General features: G+C 75.7%; 14 protein-coding genes. 7 read left to right on the forward strand and 7 right to left on the reverse strand.

The genetic code is table 11. The features are described 5' to 3' along the window. The 6 genes from AB0G08_RS01695 to AB0G08_RS01720 all read left to right on the forward strand — a co-directional run. A partial coding sequence (locus tag AB0G08_RS01695; RefSeq protein WP_358081602.1) for a lanthionine synthetase LanC family protein occupies window positions 1-454 on the forward strand: 454 nt, incomplete at its 5' end. Window positions 455-540: 86 nt separating this feature from the next. Further along, a complete protein-coding gene (locus AB0G08_RS01700) occupies window positions 541-777 on the forward strand; it encodes a hypothetical protein (protein ID WP_358081605.1) in 237 nt (78 codons plus the stop codon). A gap of 82 nt (window positions 778-859) precedes the next feature. Further along, window positions 860-3760, forward strand: coding sequence for an AAA family ATPase (locus AB0G08_RS01705; RefSeq protein ID WP_358081608.1), 2901 nt, complete (start codon window positions 860-862; stop codon window positions 3758-3760). Window positions 3761-3933: 173 nt separating this feature from the next. Further along, complete coding sequence (locus AB0G08_RS01710) at window positions 3934-5751, forward strand: right-handed parallel beta-helix repeat-containing protein (protein ID WP_358081610.1); 1818 nt, start codon at window positions 3934-3936, stop codon at window positions 5749-5751. A gap of 120 nt (window positions 5752-5871) precedes the next feature. After that, a complete protein-coding gene (locus tag AB0G08_RS01715) occupies window positions 5872-7311 on the forward strand; it encodes a hypothetical protein (RefSeq protein ID WP_358081613.1) in 1440 nt (479 codons plus the stop codon). A 186-nt stretch (window positions 7312-7497) separates the two neighbouring features. Beyond that, entirely contained in the window at window positions 7498-8157 is a 660-nt protein-coding gene (locus AB0G08_RS01720) for a DUF998 domain-containing protein (protein WP_358081616.1), read from the forward strand. 17 nt (window positions 8158-8174) lie between these two features. Here AB0G08_RS01720 and AB0G08_RS01725 read toward each other — a convergent pair whose 3' ends face one another. The 3 genes from AB0G08_RS01725 to AB0G08_RS01735 all read right to left on the reverse strand — a co-directional run bounded on the left by AB0G08_RS01725 (window position 8175) and on the right by AB0G08_RS01735 (window position 12150). Continuing rightward, window positions 8175-9440 carry a VWA-like domain-containing protein gene (locus AB0G08_RS01725; RefSeq protein WP_358081619.1) on the reverse strand — a complete coding sequence of 422 codons (1266 nt, stop codon included), beginning with the start codon at window positions 9438-9440 and terminating at the stop codon, window positions 8175-8177. Next, a complete protein-coding gene (locus AB0G08_RS01730; protein WP_358081622.1) occupies window positions 9437-10678 on the reverse strand; it encodes a MoxR family ATPase in 1242 nt (413 codons plus the stop codon). The genes AB0G08_RS01725 and AB0G08_RS01730 overlap by 4 nt, the downstream gene beginning before the upstream one ends. 65 nt (window positions 10679-10743) lie before the next feature. Further along, a complete protein-coding gene (locus tag AB0G08_RS01735; protein WP_358081625.1) occupies window positions 10744-12150 on the reverse strand; it encodes a hypothetical protein in 1407 nt (468 codons plus the stop codon). Between the two features lie 269 nt (window positions 12151-12419). Here AB0G08_RS01735 and AB0G08_RS01740 point away from each other — a divergent pair, with 269 nt between their 5' ends. After that, complete coding sequence (locus AB0G08_RS01740; protein WP_358081628.1) at window positions 12420-13814, forward strand: N-acetylmuramoyl-L-alanine amidase; 1395 nt, start codon at window positions 12420-12422, stop codon at window positions 13812-13814. Window positions 13815-13887: 73 nt separating this feature from the next. Here the strand turns inward: AB0G08_RS01740 and AB0G08_RS01745 are convergent, their stop codons facing one another. From AB0G08_RS01745 to AB0G08_RS01760, 4 genes are all read right to left on the reverse strand, one after another. Continuing rightward, a complete protein-coding gene (locus AB0G08_RS01745; RefSeq protein ID WP_358081630.1) occupies window positions 13888-14754 on the reverse strand; it encodes a hypothetical protein in 867 nt (288 codons plus the stop codon). Further along, window positions 14751-15998 carry a hypothetical protein gene (locus AB0G08_RS01750; RefSeq protein ID WP_358081633.1) on the reverse strand — a complete coding sequence of 416 codons (1248 nt, stop codon included), beginning with the start codon at window positions 15996-15998 and terminating at the stop codon, window positions 14751-14753. The genes AB0G08_RS01745 and AB0G08_RS01750 overlap by 4 nt, the downstream gene beginning before the upstream one ends. A 120-nt stretch (window positions 15999-16118) precedes the next feature. After that, complete coding sequence (locus tag AB0G08_RS01755; protein WP_358081636.1) at window positions 16119-16991, reverse strand: peptidoglycan DD-metalloendopeptidase family protein; 873 nt, start codon at window positions 16989-16991, stop codon at window positions 16119-16121. Window positions 16992-17103: 112 nt separating this feature from the next. Next, window positions 17104-17526, reverse strand: a complete 423-nt coding sequence (locus AB0G08_RS01760; RefSeq protein ID WP_358081639.1) for a DUF6234 family protein — start codon at window positions 17524-17526, stop codon at window positions 17104-17106. Window positions 17527-17694 lie beyond the last annotated feature (168 nt).

Raw genomic sequence — 17694 nt, forward strand, 5'->3', positions numbered from 1 at the left:
CATGTCAGCACCCGTCAGCACCGTCTCCGACGCGATCCAGGCCGCGCTGGCGGGGTACGGCTGGTGTCGCGGCGCGGCCGGCCTGGCGCTCGCCCACCGCGCCCTCGCCCCCGACGCGCCGGGGCCCGGAGTCCCGCCCGACGAGGCGGTGCGGCTGCTCACCGACCGGCCGCTGCTCGACGACCTGAGCCTCTGCCACGGCGAGCTGGGCGTCGCCGAGGCGACCGGCGTCCTCGACGGCGGCGGGAGCGCGGCGCGGCGACATGCCGGTCTGGTCCTCGACGCCGTCGAGCGGTACGGGGCGTCCTGCGGAACCCCGGGCGCCGTGCCCACTCCGGGCCTGCTCACCGGCCTCGCCGGCATCGGGTACGGGCTGCTCCGGCTCTCCGGGGCCGGGCCGGTGCCGTCGGTGCTGCTGCTGGAACCGACCCCTGAACCGCGCTCCTCGGGTTGAGGACCGCCGGGCGAGCGACGACGATCTTCACTGGAGCGGTCAGCTCCGGAAACGTCCCACGAAGACACCAACAGGAGGAATGACAGTTGTCCGAGAACCAGCTCTCCCCGCGCCGTGCCGACGAGATCGATCCCGCGGCGCCGATCGACGACCCGGCCGGCGCGATGTGGTTGCAGCCCGTCGTGACGTTCGGGATCCGCGCGGCCGCCCTCGCCAGCCTCGTCGTGCCCGTGGGCATGGTGATCGGCGGCCTCGTCGGTGACGGCGGCGCGGCGGCGGACGCTGCTCCTCTGACGACCTGCTGCCCCGAGCGGCCCCTGTGACGTCCCGGTAGCCGCCCCGGGGTGGCGGCCCTGACAGCACCGCGTTGGGCCGTGGTCTCCCTCCTCGGATAGCGTGCGCAGTGTGTACCGCTCCTCGAAGTTCATCGGTCGGGACGCCGAACTCCGCGCGGTGCTGGACAGCCTCGAATCGGCGCGGGCGGGGCGGGGCGGCGCGGTGTTCGTGGTCGGCGAGAGCGGCGTCGGCAAGTCCCGCCTCGCGTCGAGGGTCGCGGAGCTGGCGACCGCGGCGGGCATGCGCGTCATGCGGGGCCGGGGCAGCACGATCGGCACCGCGGTGCCGCTGCGTCCCCTGACCGAGGCGCTGCTGTCGCTGCTGCGGTCCGGGCCGGTGGACCCCACCGTGCTCGGGCCGTACGGCCCGATCCTCGGTCGGCTCGTCCCCGACTGGGGTCACCCGCCGGCCGACCAGGAGAACGCGTCCCTGGTGATCCTCGCCGAGGCCGTCCTCCGGCTGACCGGGGTGGCCGGCGCGGGGCGGGGTTGCCTGATGCTGCTGGACGACCTCCAGGACGCCGACACGGAGACGTTGACCGTGCTGGAGTACCTGATCGACAACCTCGCCCTGCAACCGACCCTGCTGCTGGGGGCGATCAGGGCGGAACCCTGCGCGGCGTCCACCATCGCCCGGGCGGCCGCCCAACGCGGGCAGTGCACGCTCATCGAGCTGGGCCGGCTCGACGACGACGGGCTGCGGCAGATGGTCGGCGCATGCCTCGACGCCGACCCGCAGCGGGTCCCGGCGGCCGCGCACGCCCTGGTCTCGACGGGCAGTGCCGGCAATCCCTTCCTGATCGAGGAGCTCGTCGCCGGGATGGTCGACGGCGCGCTGCTGATCCGCGGCCCGGAGGGCTGGCGGATGTCCGAGAAGCTGCCCGCCGCCCTGCCGACCACCCTGGCGCGGGGCATGGCGCAGGGGGTCGAGCAGCTCGGCCCCCAGGTCCGGGAGCTGCTCTCGATGGGCGCGCTGCTGGGTCAGCGGTTCCCGCTGGCCGTGGTGCAGGCGGCCACCGGCCTCAGCGACCGCGCCGTGCTCGACCACCTGTGCGGCGACGTCGCCGGGCGGCTGGTCACGGTGGACGACCAGCTCACCGACTGGTACGCCTTCCGGCACCGGCTCACCCGCGAGGCGCTGCTCACCCTCCTCGGCCCCGCCGACCGGGCCCGGCTCGCCCGACAGATGGCCGACGCGGTGGAGGCGGTCTTCCCCGGCCTGCCGGGCGAGTGGTGCCAGGTGTCGGCCTCCCTGCACCTGGAGGCCGACAACCCGGAGGCGGCCGGCCGCCTGTTCACCGAGGCGGGCCGGCGGGCGATCGCGCAGGGCGGCGCCACCACCGCGGTCGCCCTCCTCGACCGCGCTATCGGCCTGCTCGGCGAGAACCCCGTGGCACGCGCGGCCGCCCTGGAGGCCCTGCTGCACGCCCTGGCGGAGGCGGGCCTGGTCGAGCGGGCGCTCGCGTCGGTCAGCACCCTGGACCAGATCGGTGGCGTCGACCCGCGCCGGCGCGCGCAGCTGCACACCCGGCTGGCCTGGGCCGCGACGGTCGCCGGCCGCTCGGCCGAGGGGCTGGCGCAGGTGGAGCAGGCGCGGGCCCTGCTCGGCCCGGACGCCGCCGCGGAGGACACCGCGCCGGTCGACGTGGTCGCCGCCCACCTGGTGCTGGACACCGCCGGGCAGGACCAGCTCGCCACCGCCGAGGCGCTGGCCCGCCGGGCCGCCACCGTCGCCGAGACCGTCCCGCTGCCGGTGGTGGCCTGCCAGGCCTGGCAACTGCTCGGCGCGTTGATCCGGCACCGCGATCCGGCGGAGGCGACGCGGTGCCTGGAACGCGCCCTGGCGATCGCCGCGCAGCACCGGCTGCCGATCTGGGAGATCCACGCGCTGATCCGGCTCGGCAACGACGACGCGCTGCGCGACGCGCGCCTGGACCGGCTCGAACAGGCCCGGGAGCGGGCCTCCCAGGCCGGCGCGGTGACCGCGCGCCACCAGGCGGAGGCGAGCCTCGCCCTGCACGCGGTGCTGCGGGGCGACTTCGACACCGCGGGCGCCCTCGTGCAGCAGGTGCTGGCCGCGACCACCCGGCTGAAGCTGCTGGAGACCACCCAGTACGTGCTGCTGGTCAGCGCGGTCCTCGCGGCGCACCAGGGGCGGCGCCGGGAGATGGAGCACGCGCTGGCCGAGTTCCGCCGGTGGAGCGGCGACCAGGCCCTGCACGCCTCCCGCGTGCACGGACTGGCCAGGGCCTTCTGCGCGCTGCTGGAGGAGGACCGGCCCCGCGCCCTCGACGAACTGGCCCGGGCGTTCCAGGCCGAGGAGCAGAGCCCGACGGTCTTCCACCTCTCCGGCCGGCACGGCCTGCACCTGCTGCTCCAGGTCACCTCCGGCGAGGCCGGCTGGCCGGCGTACGAGGCGGTGCAGGGCGACTCGGCGAGCAGGCTGCGCTGGGACCTCCAGTTCGCGCTCTTCGCGCAGGCGGTGCTGCTCGGCCGGTCCGGTCGGCCGGAGGCGGCGACGCAGGCGGCGGCCGAGGCGATGCGGGCCGGGGCGCCGTACGCGATGGGCCGGCACCTCGCGTTGCGGCTGGTGTGCGAGTCGGCCCTCGCCGACGGTTGGGGGATGCCGGTGCAGTGGTTGCGCGCCGCGGAGGAGCACTTCCACCGCAGCGACGTGCCGGCCGTGGCCAGCGCCTGCCGGGCCCTGCTGCGCCAGGCGGGCGTACGCGTGACGCAGCGCCGCTCGGGTGCGGGCGACATCCCCTCCGGGCTGCGGTCGGTGGGCGTGACGGTGCGGGAGCTCGAGGTGCTGCGGCTGCTGGTCGGGCGGCTGAGCAACCGGGAGATAGCCGGCCGGCTGCACCTCTCCCCGCGCACCGTGGAACGGCACGTGTCCAGCCTGCTCGGCAAGACGGGCCTGCCGAACCGGATCGCGCTGAGCGAGTACGCCGCCGAGGTGGCGGACGGCTGAGCGGCGGAGCGGTGCAACATTCCTGCAATCGACGAACATTGACGTCGATGTCCGGGCGGCCCTAGCGTCTCGGGAGGGAAAGCCCTTTCCTGTGTGGTCCGGCGCCTCGCCGGCCGGCGCACCGCCGCCGCCGGCCAGCCGTGACCGCTCCCGCACCGGCACAAGGAGGACCCGTGCGTGACAGGCGCATCAGACGTACCCGCGGCGCGGTCGGCGTGTCGGCGACCGCGCTCGCCCTGGCCGCGACCATGGTCTCGACGGCCCACGCCGCCACCCTCTTCTCCGACGACTTCGGCGACGGCGACAGCGGCGGCTGGTCCAAGTCGGGCGGGACCTGGGCGGTGACCACCGACGGGTCGCCGGTGCTGCGCCAGTCGAACACCGACAGCGAGCTGGCCCGGATGTTCGCCGGGCAGACGAGCTGGACCGACTACGAGGTGCAGGCCCGGGTCAAGCCGGCCTCGTACGGCTCCGGCGGTCTCGTCGGCATCGCCGCGCGGGCCAGCGGTTCCACGAAGATGTACCGGCTGTCGCTGCTGGCCGACGGCCGCGCCGAGCTCCAGGCCGTCAACGGCAGCGCGATCACCGTGCTCGGCTCGGCGGGCGGCGTCGGCTCCACCGGCACGTGGCACACGCTGCGGATCGAGGCCGCCGGCAGCACCGTGCGCGGCTTCGTCGACGGCGTGCGGGTCGGCGACGCCAGCGCCACCCTGAGCGGCGCCGGGCGGATCGCGCTGGTCACCGCCCACGCCGGCGCGAGCTTCGACGACGTGGTGGTCAGCTCCGGCGGCACCGGACCGACCGCCCCGCCGACCACCGCTCCCCCGACCACCGCTCCACCGACCACGCCACCCCCGACCACGCCGCCGCCGACGACGCCGCCGCCGGCCGCCGGCACCCTCGTCGTGGCCACGAACGGCGACGACGCCAATCCGGGCACCCTGACCCAGCCGCTGCGGACCATCCAGCGCGCCCACGACCTCGTCCAGCCCGGTGGGACCATCGCCGTGCGCGGGGGCACCTACGCCCCGGCCAGCACCATCAAGATCCTCAAGGACGGCAGCCAGGCCCAGCCCATCACCCTCACCGCCCACCAGGGCGAGCGGGTGGTCATCGACGGCGAGAACATGCCGTACACCCCCGGGGCCGTGGGGTCCTCGATCCCCCGCGCGGACCGGGGCGCCCTGCACGTCGAGGGCGACTGGTGGCGGTTCGTCGGCCTGGAGATCGTCAACGGCCCGTACGGCATCTTCGGGGTGGACACCAACAACGGCCGCTACGAGCGCCTGGTCACCCGGGACAACTACGAGTCCGGCCTGCACCTGCAGGGCGCCTCGTCGGGCAACCACATCATCGACCTGGACAGCCACGGCAACCGCGACCCGCGCAAGAACGGCGAGAGCGCGGACGGCCTGGCGATCAAGGAGGGCTCCGGGACGGGCAACGTCGTCCGCGGCGCCCGGCTGTGGCGCAACGCCGACGACGGCTTCGACGCCTGGCTGTTCCTGTCCCCTGTGCTCATCGAGAACAGCGTCGCCTACGACAACGGCTACAACCACTGGGGCCTGCCCGACTACACCGGCGACGGCAACGGGTTCAAGAACGGCGGCGGCACCGATCCGCGCCCGGCGGTCGCCCACGTCACCCGCAACAGCATGGCCTGGGGCAACTCGGCCGGCGGCTTCATCGACAACGGCAACCCGGGCGCGCTGGTCTTCGAGCGCAACACCGCCTGGGACAACGGCAAGGACGGCTTCAACGTGTCGCGCTCCACCTCGGTGCTCACCCGCAACCTCGCGGTCGGCAACACCACCGACGTGTCGCTCGGCGGCTCCACCGGTTCCGGCAACTCGTGGAACCTCGGTGGGACGTGGCCGCTGGTCAGCACGGACCCGAGCACGATCACCGGCCCCCGTACGGCGGACGGCGCCATCCCCACCTCCTCGTTCCTGCGCCCGGCCAACGGCGCGGACGTCGGCGCCCGGATCTGAGCCGCTCCGGGTGGCCGGCGGTGGAGTCCGCCGGCCACCCGAGGGCCTCGCGGGATCAGCGCGTCGGGCGGTCGCCCGTCGGGGCCACCGTCCGGCGCCGCGCGCTGGCAGGATGACCGGATGGACCTCGACACCGGCGCCGGGCTGCTGCACCGGCTGACGTCCTACGAGCCGGGCCGCGAGTGGGACGTGCCCGTGGACGACCCGCGCGTCCGCCAGGACCTCGTCCCGAACGATCCCGGGACCCTGCCGCCGCCCATGAAGGACTACCCGGACGGTCCTGCCGTCCTCGACCTGCCGCGCGACCTGCCCGACCCGGGCGTCTCCGCGACCGCCGTGCTGGCCGGCGTGGCGTCCCCCGCCCAGCCCCTCGACGCGGCGCAGCTCGGCCGCGTGCTCTTCCTCGGCGCCGGCGTCGTCCGCACCGCCGAGCGCAACGGCCGCCCCGTCCTCTACCGCGCCTCCGGCTCGGCGGGGGCGCGGTTCCCGCTGGAGGTCTACGCGAGCACCCGGGGCGTCGCGGGGGTGCCGGACGGCGTGCACTGGTACGACGCGCGGCGGCACGCGCTCGTCCAGGTGGCGCCCGCCGCCAGCGGCGCCGTCACGACGCTCGTGGTCACGGGCGTGCCGTGGCGGACGGGGTGGCGCTACGCCGAGCGCGGGTGGCGACACCTCTACTGGGACGCCGGCACGCTGCTGTCCCAGCTGTCGGCGGCGGCCGCGAGCGCCGGCCTGTCGCCGCGGCTGCGGTCGCTCTTCCCGGACGCCACCGTGCGCGCGCTCGTCGGCGCGGACGGGGTGCACGAGTACCCGCTGGCCCTGCTCTCCCTCGGCGACGGAGAGCCGGCGATCGGGCCCACCGGCCCCGCGGTCCCCGGTGAGCTGCCGCCGGTCGAGCTGCCGCTGTGCACCACCGCCCAGCGCGCGGGCGAGCGGGACGCGCTCGGCGCGCCCTGGCCGCAGGCGGAGCCGCTGCCGACGTTCCCGCCGTCCGACCCGTTCGACGAGGTCGTCCGCCGGCGCGGCTCGCAACGGCGGATGGACCCATCCCGCACGCTGCCGCGCGCCCTGCTCGAATGGCCCCTGGCCGCGGCCCTGCGCGGCGTGCCGGTGCCGCACTGGGTCGCCGTGCACGGGGTCGACGGCGTGCCGCCCGGCCTCTACCGGTGGCCCGACCTGTCGACGCCGCTGCGCACGGGCGACCTGCGCGACGAGCTGCTCCGGGTCTGCCTGGACCAGGCGCTCGCCGGCGACGCGGCCTACGTCGTCGTCGCCGCCACGCCGCTGTCGACCCTCGACGACCGCGGCTACCGCGAGGCCCAGCTCGCCGCCGGGCTCGTCGAGGGCCGGCTGCACCTCGCGGCGTACGCCCTCGGCGCGGGCGCCTCCGGCATGACCTTCCTCGACTCGGCGGTCCCGGGGCTGTTGGGCGAGCCGGACGACCTCGCGGCGCTGCTCTTCACCTGCGTGGGCGTCCCGGAGTACCGCTCGCGCGCGGGCGGGCGACCGGGTGAACCGGTGGACGTCCGTCCGGTCATGCCCCGCCTCGGCGGGTCGTGACGCCACCCCGAACGACGGGGAGGTCGCGATCGTTGCCTCTCGCTAAACGATCGTGCCGCAGGCAGCCGTTGATGGCGTGCCCGCGCCGGACAATCGTGGTGTGCACCGATCCGGGCGCGCGATCCGGCCGGGACCACCGAACGCGATCACCTCGGCGACGCGTACCGCAGCGGCAAGGAGCAGCACATGAGCACGAGCATCAGCATCGGACGGGGCGAGGCCCCCCGCACCGGTTCCCGCCCCACGACCACCCTGGCCCTCCTCGGCGGCGTCGTCGCCGGGCCGCTGTTCCTCGGGGCGGGTCTCGCCCAGGGAATGACCCGCCCCGGCTTCGACTTCGGCCGCAACGCGATCAGCCAGCTCAGCCTCGGCGAGCTGGGGTGGATCCAGACGGTGAGCTTCGTGCTGACCGGCGTGCTGGCCCTCGCCGGCGCGGTGGGGATGCGCGGCGCGTTGCCCGACCGGCACGGCCGGTGGGTCGCCCGGCTGGCCGGCGTCTTCGGCGCCTCGTTCCTGGTCTGTGCGTTCTTCGCCGCCGATCCCGGCGCGGGCTTTCCCGCCGACGCCCCGGCCGGTGCGGCCACGTCGCTGAGCGGGCACGGCGCCGTGCACATGGCCGCCGGCATGGTGGGCTTCCTGGCTCTCTGCGTCGCGCTGGTGCTGCTCGGCCGCCACTTCAGGGCAGCGGGGCAGCGCCCGTGGGCGATCCTGTCGTACGCCGCGCCGGTCGCCGTCCTCGCCGGGTTCGCCGCCTCGGGCAGCTGGATGCCGGCCTTCACCCTCGGGGCGGGCCTCGGGTTGCTGACATTCAGCGCCGTCAGCGCCAGGCTGCTCGGCAGCCGGTGAGTCGGGCGGCCGGCGGGTCAGCCCGCGCGGCCACCGCGGAACTGCCCGATGACCACCACCCGCGCCCACTCGGGTGGCGCGTCCGGCACGTACCCGGGATCGTCCTCGTCCCACGATCCCGGGTTCGGGTGCCGGCGGGGGAACAGCCCGACCACCGTGCGGCAGGACGGCTGCGCGGCGGGCCAGGGCGTCTGCCCGTCGGTCAGGACCACGACGACGTCCGGGCGGGGCCGGGTCCGCAGCGCCCGGGCGAAGCCCGTACGCAGGTCCGTCCCTCCCCCGCCCACCAGCGGGATCTCCTCGGTGCGGCACAGCGGGTGCAGGACCCGGGCCGCCGCGTCACACGACAGCACGCTGACGAGGTCGCGCCGGCCGCCCACGGCGCGGGAGATCGCCGCGACCTCGAGCAGCGCGCTGCCCAGCTCGGCGTCGCTGACCGACCCGGAGGTGTCGACGACCACGCAGACCCGAGGGGGCCGGCGGCGCAGGCTCGGCAGGACGACGCCGGGCACCCCGGCGGAGCGTCGCGACGGCCGGCCGTACGTGTAGTCCTCACCCGCGCCCGCGCCGGAGGCCGCCGAGCGGATCGCCGCCCCCAGCAGGTCCCGCCACGGCTGGGGCGGGTGGAACGCCTCCTCCGCCCACCTCCGCCAGCCCCGCGGGACGTCCCCGGGCCGCCCGGTGATGCCCTGCGCCACCCGGAACCGCACCGCGTCGCGTTCCTGTGCGCTGAGGCCGTGCGCGCCGTCCGCCCCCAGGTCCCACTCCCGCTCCGCCCCGTCGGCGCCGCTGCCGCAGTCCAGCCAGACCAGCCCCTGCGTACGCGGCCCGAGCCGGAACTGTCGCAGGTAGTCCTCCATCAGCTCCCCCTCGGGCAGCCCCAGGGTCGCCGGGTCGACGACGCCGTCGGGCCGGGCCAACCCGTCGCCGAACACGTCGTCGTTGATCTCGCAGTCCGCGGCTATGTTCATCCGCAGCCGCTCCCCCGGCCCGGTCAGCCCCCGTTCGCGCGCCACCCGGTCGCTGCGCCCGTGATGGTCGCGGAGCAGGTGCGAGACCTCGTGCACCCACACCCCGGCGAGTTCCTCCACCGGGGTCCGGTCCACGAACACCGGGGAGGCGTAGCACCGCCAGTGCCGGTCCACCGCCATCGTCGGCACCAGGCGCGACTCCACCACGTGCAGGGCGAACAGCGCCGACGCCAGGTAGGGCCGGGCCCGGACGGCCCGCAGCCGGGCGGCGAAGAGCTTCTCGCGGTCCAGCGTCCCCGTGCCCGGACTCACCGGCCGCTCCCCGCGGCGGCGGCGAGCCGGGCCTGGTCGGCCCGCCGGGACACCGACACGACCCCGGCGAGCCGCTCGATCGCCGCCGGCACGTCCCAGTCCTCGCGTCGCAGGGCGGCGAGCGTGCTCGCGGGGACGACCACCAGGTCCGGGGGCCCGGTCTCCAGCGCCCGGACCAACAGCGCCCACGCGGCGTCCCAGCGGGACCGCTCCGGGCGGCCGCGGACGGCCTCCACCACGCCGTCCAGCACGGCCTGCCGCAGGTCGCCCCGCTCGGGCAGGACGGCGGCCGCCGGATCGGCCAGCAGCGTCTCGGGGTCGGGGAGGTCCATCCGGTCCATGCTGGCGAGCAGCTCCAGCCCCGCGCCGTCGCCCACCGTGCCCCGCACCAGCATCGAGAGCACCTCCCGGGAGGTACCCGCCGCGGTCGCGAAAGCGACCAGGCGCAGGGTCATCTCCCAGCTGCGCGGCGAGGGCCACGGGCCGCCCCGGCGGGCCTCGTTGCCGGGCAGCCGGTGCACGAGCGCGGGGCGGGCGGCCAGCAGCCCGCACACCGCGCGGCGGGCGAAGGTGACCGCCTCCGGCAACCGCTGCGGGTGCAGCCGGGGCAGTGCGGTCCGGGGCCAGGTCCCGCCCAGGCCACGCAGCACGACCTCGTGGTCGTGGGTCCACTGGAGATGGACGAAGCGGTTGGCCAGGGGCGCGCTCAGCTCCCAGCCGTCGGCCGCCGAGGATCGCGGGTTCGCGGCGGCCACGATCCGGATGCCGGGCGGCAGCCGCAGCGCGCCCACCCGCCGTTCGAGCACGAGGCGGAGCAGGGCGGCCTGGACGGCTGGCGGCGCGGTGGACAACTCGTCCAGGAACAGCAGCCCCCGCCCGGCCCGGACCAGGCGCACGGCCCAGTCCGGCGGGGCCATCGGGACGCCCTGCGCCGCGGGGTCGGCGCCCACGACCGGCAGCCCCGCGAAGTCGGACGGCTCGTGGACGCTGGCGACCACGGTCGTCAGCGGCAGGTCCAGCGCCTCGGCGAGCTGCGTCAGGGCGGCGGTCTTGCCGATCCCCGGCTCACCGCACAACAGCACGGGCAGGTCGGCGGCCACGGCCAGGGTCAGGGCCTCCAGCTGCGGGTCGGATCGGGGTTCGGTGGTGGTGTCGCCCAGCAGGGCGAGCAGCTCGGCGGCGACGGCGAGCTGCGAGTCGGTGGCGCGGTCGACGGGGCTGACGGTGGCAGGGGGCATGGTGATCACCTGTCGTTTCTCGTGCTGGGTGAGCGGAGAGTGGTGCGAGGGCTGAGGGCCCTCGGTCAGCGGGCGATGCCGTGGCGCGGGCGCGAGCGGCGGTCGCGGGTACGGCGACGCTCCGCGGTGGCGGGGCCGGGGCCGGACCCGGCCAGTCCCGCCCGGAACAGCCCGTACGTGACCCGCCGCAGCGCGGCCGTCTCGAGTTCGTCGCGCAGCGCGCCGTCGCGCAGCCGCGCGTCGGGCCCGAGCAGGGCCTCGACGACGGCGAGCGCGCCGGCGGTGTCGCCGTGGTCCAGGCGGGCCCGGACCTCGGGGAGGCACTCCGGGTGGCGGTGCGCCTCGTCGATCGCCCGGAGGCAGGGCAGCGGGGTGCCGCTCAGCGCGGCCAGGAGTTCCTCCCGGCGGACCTCGGCCGGGTCGTGGTCCAGCGCGACGAGGGCCCCGCCGACCAGGCCGATGCGGTGCCAGGCTCCCCGGCACCGCACGCGGCGCGGCTGTCCTGCCCGGTCCCGGGACACGGTCCCCGGCGCATGGCCGGGGGCCAGCGCCGACGCGACCAGCGGATGCAGCCGGCCGGCCTCGATCAGCCCACCGCGGAGCAGTTCCAGGTCGGGCGAGACCCAGGTCGCGGCGTCGGGCAGCACCGGCGTGGGCCGACGCGGGCCGACGCGGCGTCGCGAGGGCGACGACGCGATCCGCGCCTCGGGCGGTGCGGTGCCGTCTCCGGCCGACGCCACCTCCAGGAGCAGGTGACGTCCCGCCCCGACCCGTACGGCGACCGGGCCGCCGGCCCGCCCCTCGGCGCGGAGCAGGAGGGCCGCCTCGGCGGGCCACCTCCGCACCGCCCACCCCTCCCGCCGGCCGACCGTCGTCAGTGGATCCGGTGCGGCGGCGGGGTCGTCCCCGGGCGGCCGGTCCGCCCCGGACCGGATCCGCAGTTCACCGGCCCGCCGCGCGTCCCACAGGTGGCGGTGCAGGTCGAGGCGGAACCGGCGATCGGGGTGCGGATGCGGATGCGGGTGGCGACGGGGGCCGGAACCGGACCGGGCCCCGTCCCACAGCGCCAGGCTGAACCGCTGACCGGCGTCCGCCCAGGCCGGTGGCGTCCGGGCCACCAGGTGCACCGCGTCGCCACGGCGTCCGTCCCGGTCGTAGCGGGCCAGGGCGACCGTCAGGCCGGGGCGCACCAGCCCGTCGGGCGCGATCCTCGGCAGGTGCCAGCGCAGCAGGTCGGGTGCCAGGTGGCGGAGGTCGGCGCGGAGCTGGTCGGCGAGTTCCCGGCCATGGGTACGGGCCACGGAGCGCAGGTCGACGTCGGCGTCGACGCGGGCGGCGGCGCACGCCCCGGCCCAGTCGCCGACGGCCCGACGGGCGGTGGCAACCTCGATCATGGACGGCGGCACGGCGAACTCGCGCACGCGCGGCCAGAAGGACGAACGGAAGTCCGGATTCCCAGGTTGAGAGCGCATCAGCACTCACCTTGCGAGAACCGGGCCCCCAATCTGGTGAGAGAGGAAGTCGTCATCGCCGGGGAGCATACCGCCGCGGGCACCGGCCCGCCAGGCCCCCACCCGGCCCCGGCGGGGAGTCCGCCGCGGGCTGGGCACCGCCCGGAATGAAGGTTTCCGCCAACGCGCCGCACCATAACGGAAGGCATTTACATCGGCGTACGTCGCGGTGTACGGTACCGCCACCCGTCGACTCTCATCGATGTTGACGAATATCTTGAGAGGTGCAGATGACTGCTCGGCTCGTCTCGCAACGCAGGCGTGGGCTGCTCAGCGCCGCACTGGCCGCGACTGTGGTCCTGTCTGCCGGATCAGCCCTGGCCGCCGCGCCGGTGTCCGCCGCGCCGGACGGGGGCCCACCCACGGCCGGCCGGCTGGCCACCGCCTTCGACACCGCCGCCGGCCGGTACGACGTCCCCCGCGACCTGCTCGTCGCCCTCGGCTACGCCGAGACCCGCCTGGACGGGCACGGCGGCGCACCGAGCGCGGCGGGCGGCTACGGCATGATGCACCTCGTCAGCAACCCCAAGCTGCGCACCCTGGACGAGGCGGCCGCGCTGACCGGGCTCAGCCGTGGCGCGCTGCGCGCCGACGCCGCCGCGAACATCACCGGGGCGGCGGCCGTCCTGCGCTCCTACGCCGACCAGGCCGGCCTGGACGCGGCCGAGCGCGACGACGTCGACGAGTGGTACGCCCCGATCGCCCGCTACGGCGGGGCGGCCAGCCCGTCGCTCGCCCGGCTCTACGCGGATGCCGTCTACGAGCTGCTCACCACCGGCTTCGACACCGGCCATGCCGAGGTGGCGCGGGTTCCCGCCCGCCAGGTGGCGCCCGAGCGTGACCTGCCGGGCGGCGCGTCGGACGAGGCCGGGATCCTCAGCACCGACTACGGGCCCGCCGCGTGGGCGCCGGCGAGCACCAGCAACTACACCGTCGCGAACCGGCCCAGCAGCCACCCGGTCCGGTACGTCGTCATCCACGTGACGCAGGGCAGCTACGCCGGCTCGATCAGCTGGTTCCAGAACCCGGCCGCGAAGGCCAGCGCGCACTACACGTTCCGCTCCTCCGACGGGGCGGTCACCCAGTCGGTGCGGGAGAAGGACATCGCCTGGCACGCCGGCAACTGGACGTACAACACCCAGTCCATCGGCATCGAGCACGAGGGGTACGTCGACAACGCGGCCTGGTTCACCGACGCGATGTACCGGGCGTCCGCGACGCTCACCCGCAGCCTCGCCAACAAGTACGGCATCCCGAAGGACCGGGCGCACATCATCGGTCACCACGAGGTTCCCGGGGCCACCCACACCGACCCGGGCCCGAACTGGAACTGGGCCTACTACATGCAGCTGGTGAACCAGCAGACCGGCGTCGGCTCCGGCACGGTGAACACCGACGGGGTGAGCCTCAACGTACGCTCCGGGCCCGGCACCGGCTACAGCGTGGTGGGTTCCGTCGCCGACGGCGCGACCGTCAGCATCTACTGCCAGGCCGTCGGCACCACGGTGACCGGCCCCTACGGCACGTCCAACATCTGGGACCGGATCGGCACCAACCGGTACGTCGCGGACGCCTTCGTCCTGACCGGCCACGACGGCTTCATCCCCGGCGTGCCGCGCTGCTGACCACCTCGACGGATCCCGTCCGTCCGCCGGCCCGGCGGACGGACGGGACCGGCGTCAGCACCCCGCGACGGCCCTATCGCCGCCCGAGGGGAGGAAGGTCCGTGGCGGCACAGGCCTTCCGGTCGACGGCACAGTCCAGGCGGGCGATGCCGTCAGGCTTCCAGACGTACTGCACCGCGTAGTCGTCGGGCCTGCCGGGGAACCCGGTCATCCGCAACGGCGCCCGGTCGACCGGCGGGACGACCACCTCGTGCTGGTTCCCCCGGTACCGCAGCTTCAGGTGCAGGCGCCAGGCGCACTCGCAGCGGGTGGTCCGCGACGTGACGGTGCCCACCCAGACCTCGCCCCGGGCCAGCGTGACGCGCTTGGCGGCGAAGTAGGGCGTACCGCTCCCGGCCGCCGCCGCCACCGGGATGGCCGCGTCGAGGTTCACCTCCATCGCGCCGTTCTCCGCGTCCCCCTGCGGGGGTATGGCAAACAGGGTGCCGGTCCGCACCGGGTCGCGCGCCACGACCTCCACGGTCATGTCGACGACCGCGATGCCGGCGCTGCGCCGGCCCTCCAGGGTGAGCTTCGTCGGGGAGTGACCGGCCGCCACGAACCGGGAGTCCCGCAGCGGATCCGGAGGCTCCGCGGCGACCGCCCCGGCGGCAGCCAGGTAGACACCGCCTTCCGAGGGCCCGGTCTCGGTATCGACCCGGACCAGCGGCGCGCCGAGCACGTCCAGCACGCGATCGGAGACGTACGGGATCACACCGGGGACGACGGTGGCGATGGCGGTCGTCGCCACCAGCGCGGCCAGGGCCTTGGTGCCCCGGGACAGCTGGGCCCAGCCCGTTGCCTTCTCGTCCTCGCCCGTCGGCGGGGTCGTGCTCTCGGGGGCTTCGGCTGGTCGGCTCGGGCGCCGGTTGCGACGGGTACCGGATCGCGATCTGGTCATCGTGTTCCCCGTTCCAGGGTGGGCGGCTCGGCCGCCGGCAGGTCCGACTCGGTCGGTTGCTCCTCTTCCGGCGCCGTCGGCGGGTCCGAGGTGGCGGAGAGGGCCGCGGCCGCCGCCAGCAGGGCGGCCACGAGAACGTCGTTCGGCAGGCCGGCCCCGGGCGCCGCGTTTGCGGTGGGCACGGGGCCAGCCGCGACCGGCCGGCCGGCTCGGGACGGGCGGGTGGGCATGAGGGCGAGGCTGAGCGCGACGGCGACCATCGTCAGGATGCCGAGCCCGTGGCCGACACCCGGCGCAAGGGCGCCGTGGCCGGCCTGGTGAGCCGTCGGGTGCAGCGGTCGCCACAGCAACAGGTATCCCAGCACCAGGCCCACGGTGACCGCGACCGCCATCGTCAACCCGGTACGCCGCAGCCAACGTGCCGCGCCGGGCGCGAGCAGCGCGAGCACGGTGAGCACCAGGCAGGCGACCAGGCCGGCGCGGTAGGCGGCGATCCACAACTGGACGTCGCCGCGGTCGGGGCCGAGCGGGTCCAGGTCGGTCGAGCCGTCGAGCGCCGGGACGAGCCGGTACCAGGGCGACACCACGGCGGCGACCGCTCCGACGACAGCGAGCACGACGCTGGCCGGGAAGGCGATTCCGCGCGCCCTCCGGAACATCCCGCCGGCGTCGGCCGAGAGGTCGAGAAGCTCGAGTTCCTGTCGCGACCGGCTGGAACCGCCCAGCCCGCACGCCACCAGGCTGAGGCCCACGGCGTAGAGCAGGCAGCCCGTCGACGGGAGCACGCCGCCCACGGTCACCCGCTCCGGCAGGTAGGTGGCCGGCTCCCGCACGAGGAGGGTCGTCCCCTTGACGAGGTGGACGGTCAGGAAGAGAGCAGTCACCGCCCCGGCGGCCGCGACCGTCGAGTAGGGAAACCAGAGGTACGACGACAGCCGGCCGACCGACCCGAAACTGAGCGCGACGCCGACTCCGACGACGATGAGCACGAGAGCCGCCATCGGCGCCGCGAAGGGATGGAGGTCGGAGAGCAGTGCGACGTATCCGGAGCCGCTCCTCGAAGCCGGCGTGACGGCTGCCCACGGCAGCGTGAGGCCGGCCAGCGCGAGCGCACCACCCGTGGCCGCGAGGACCAGCCCGCCGACCCAGAGGGCGTCGACGCCGCCCGCCGCAGACGGCCTGAGCGGGCCGGGACCGGGCTGAAGCGCTGCGGACGGCAAGCCATCGGTGGCCCGGCCACTCATGCCCTCACCCCCCGACGGACGGCACCGGAAGGGATCCTATCGACGACGGCCATCCGGTCGGCCCGTGCACCGGCCGACTCGGTGACCGGCGCCGTCCGGGGGCGCGGGGGTGCGACGCGGTCAGTCCCACCTGTCCTGGTTGAGGAAGCGGGCGAAGCCGCGCCACGAGTTGGGCCCCATCACTCCGTCGATCGGGCCGGTGTAGCCGTGGCCGGAGGCGAGGCGCTGCACGGCGCGCCAGGTGTTCAGGCCGGGCTGACCGTCGATGGGGCCGGTGTAGCCGTAGGCCCGCATCGCCCGCTGGAGGGCCGCGTAGGTGTTCGGCCCGGGCACGCCGTCGATGGGACCGGTGTAGCCGGCGGTGAGCCGCAACCAGTTCTGCATCCGCTGGTAGCAGACGGTGCCGGGGATGCCGTCGTACTCGGTCTGGGTCTTGGGCAGGCCGCCGGGCGCGGGCTGTTGCCCGATGTAGGCCAGCGGGTTGATGCGTACGCCGGCCGGGTTGATCATGTGCCAGTGGACGTGCGGCCCGGTGGACGAGCCCGAGCCCGGCGCGCCGGCCGCGCCGCCGGAGAGGCCGACGACGGTGCCGCTGGAGACGGCCGCGCCGTTGCCGAGCAGGAACTGCGACAGGTGCATGTACTGGCTGCGGTACCCGTCGGCGTGCTGGATGGTGACCGTGTGCCCGCCCGTGCCGTTGTACGGGATGTTCTGGACGGTGCCCGCGCCGCAGGCGGGCAGGCGGGTGCCGACCGGCATGCCGAAGTCGACCCCGCCGAGCGAACCCCGGTTCAGGTGGTCCTGCCAGGTGCCGGTGACGGGGTACGCGGCGAACGGGTTGTAGATGGCGGGCGCGGCGAAGGCGCGGCCGGGGACGGCCAGCCCGGCCAGGGCGCCCGCGCCGAGGGCGGCGCCGAGCAGCAGCGCGCGGCGGTCCACGCCGGCGGCCGCCCGGCCGTCGCCACAGCATCCGGGTGGGTCGAGCTGGTCCATCACGTGCTCCCTGCTGGTCGGGCTGCGCCGGTCGAGGCAGTGACAATACATAGCCAAGGTTGAATCTGTCGACCGCGTCGCCGAACGTGTGCCGGCGCCCCCGCCGGATCGCTCAGCCGCCCGGGCAGCGGTTGTCACCGCCGCTGTGCTCCTGGCAGGTCGTCGGTGCCGGGACGGGCGCGGCCGGCGGCCTGAGCGTCCGGACGGCGTCCGCGGCCGCCGGCGTGAGCACCGCCGCGATCACGACGGCCAGGAACAGGTAGACCAGTGCGGTGCGGGGGTACCGGCAGCCGAACGCCACCAGCGCGATGACGACCGGCCCGCCCGCCGCCGCCGCGGCGAGCAGCAGCAGCGCCCGGGCGGAGCGGCGCCCGATCTCCGCCGCCCGGCCGCCCCCGTTCGAGTGGTGGTCGGCCCACCCCTCCATGCCGAGGGTGAAACACCACCACAGCAACGCCAGGGAGGTCACCACCCAGAGCACCGTCAGGAGCACGACGGCGTAGCGGGGTCGGGCGGCGGGGGTCGGCGACGTCATGCCGTACAGCCTGACCGAGCCGGAGCCGTGGGACGTGAGCCCGGGTACTCACCGCGTCCGGCGGCCCGCCGGTGTGGTGGGGGGGGGGGCCCCACCCCCCGGGGGGGGCCCCGGCCCCCCCCGCGCGGGGGGGGGGGGCGCACCCACAACACCCCCCAAGCCCCCGGG

The organism is Micromonospora sp. NPDC023644 (assembly GCF_040640115.1).
Taxonomy (GTDB): Bacteria; Actinomycetota; Actinomycetes; order Mycobacteriales; family Micromonosporaceae; genus Micromonospora.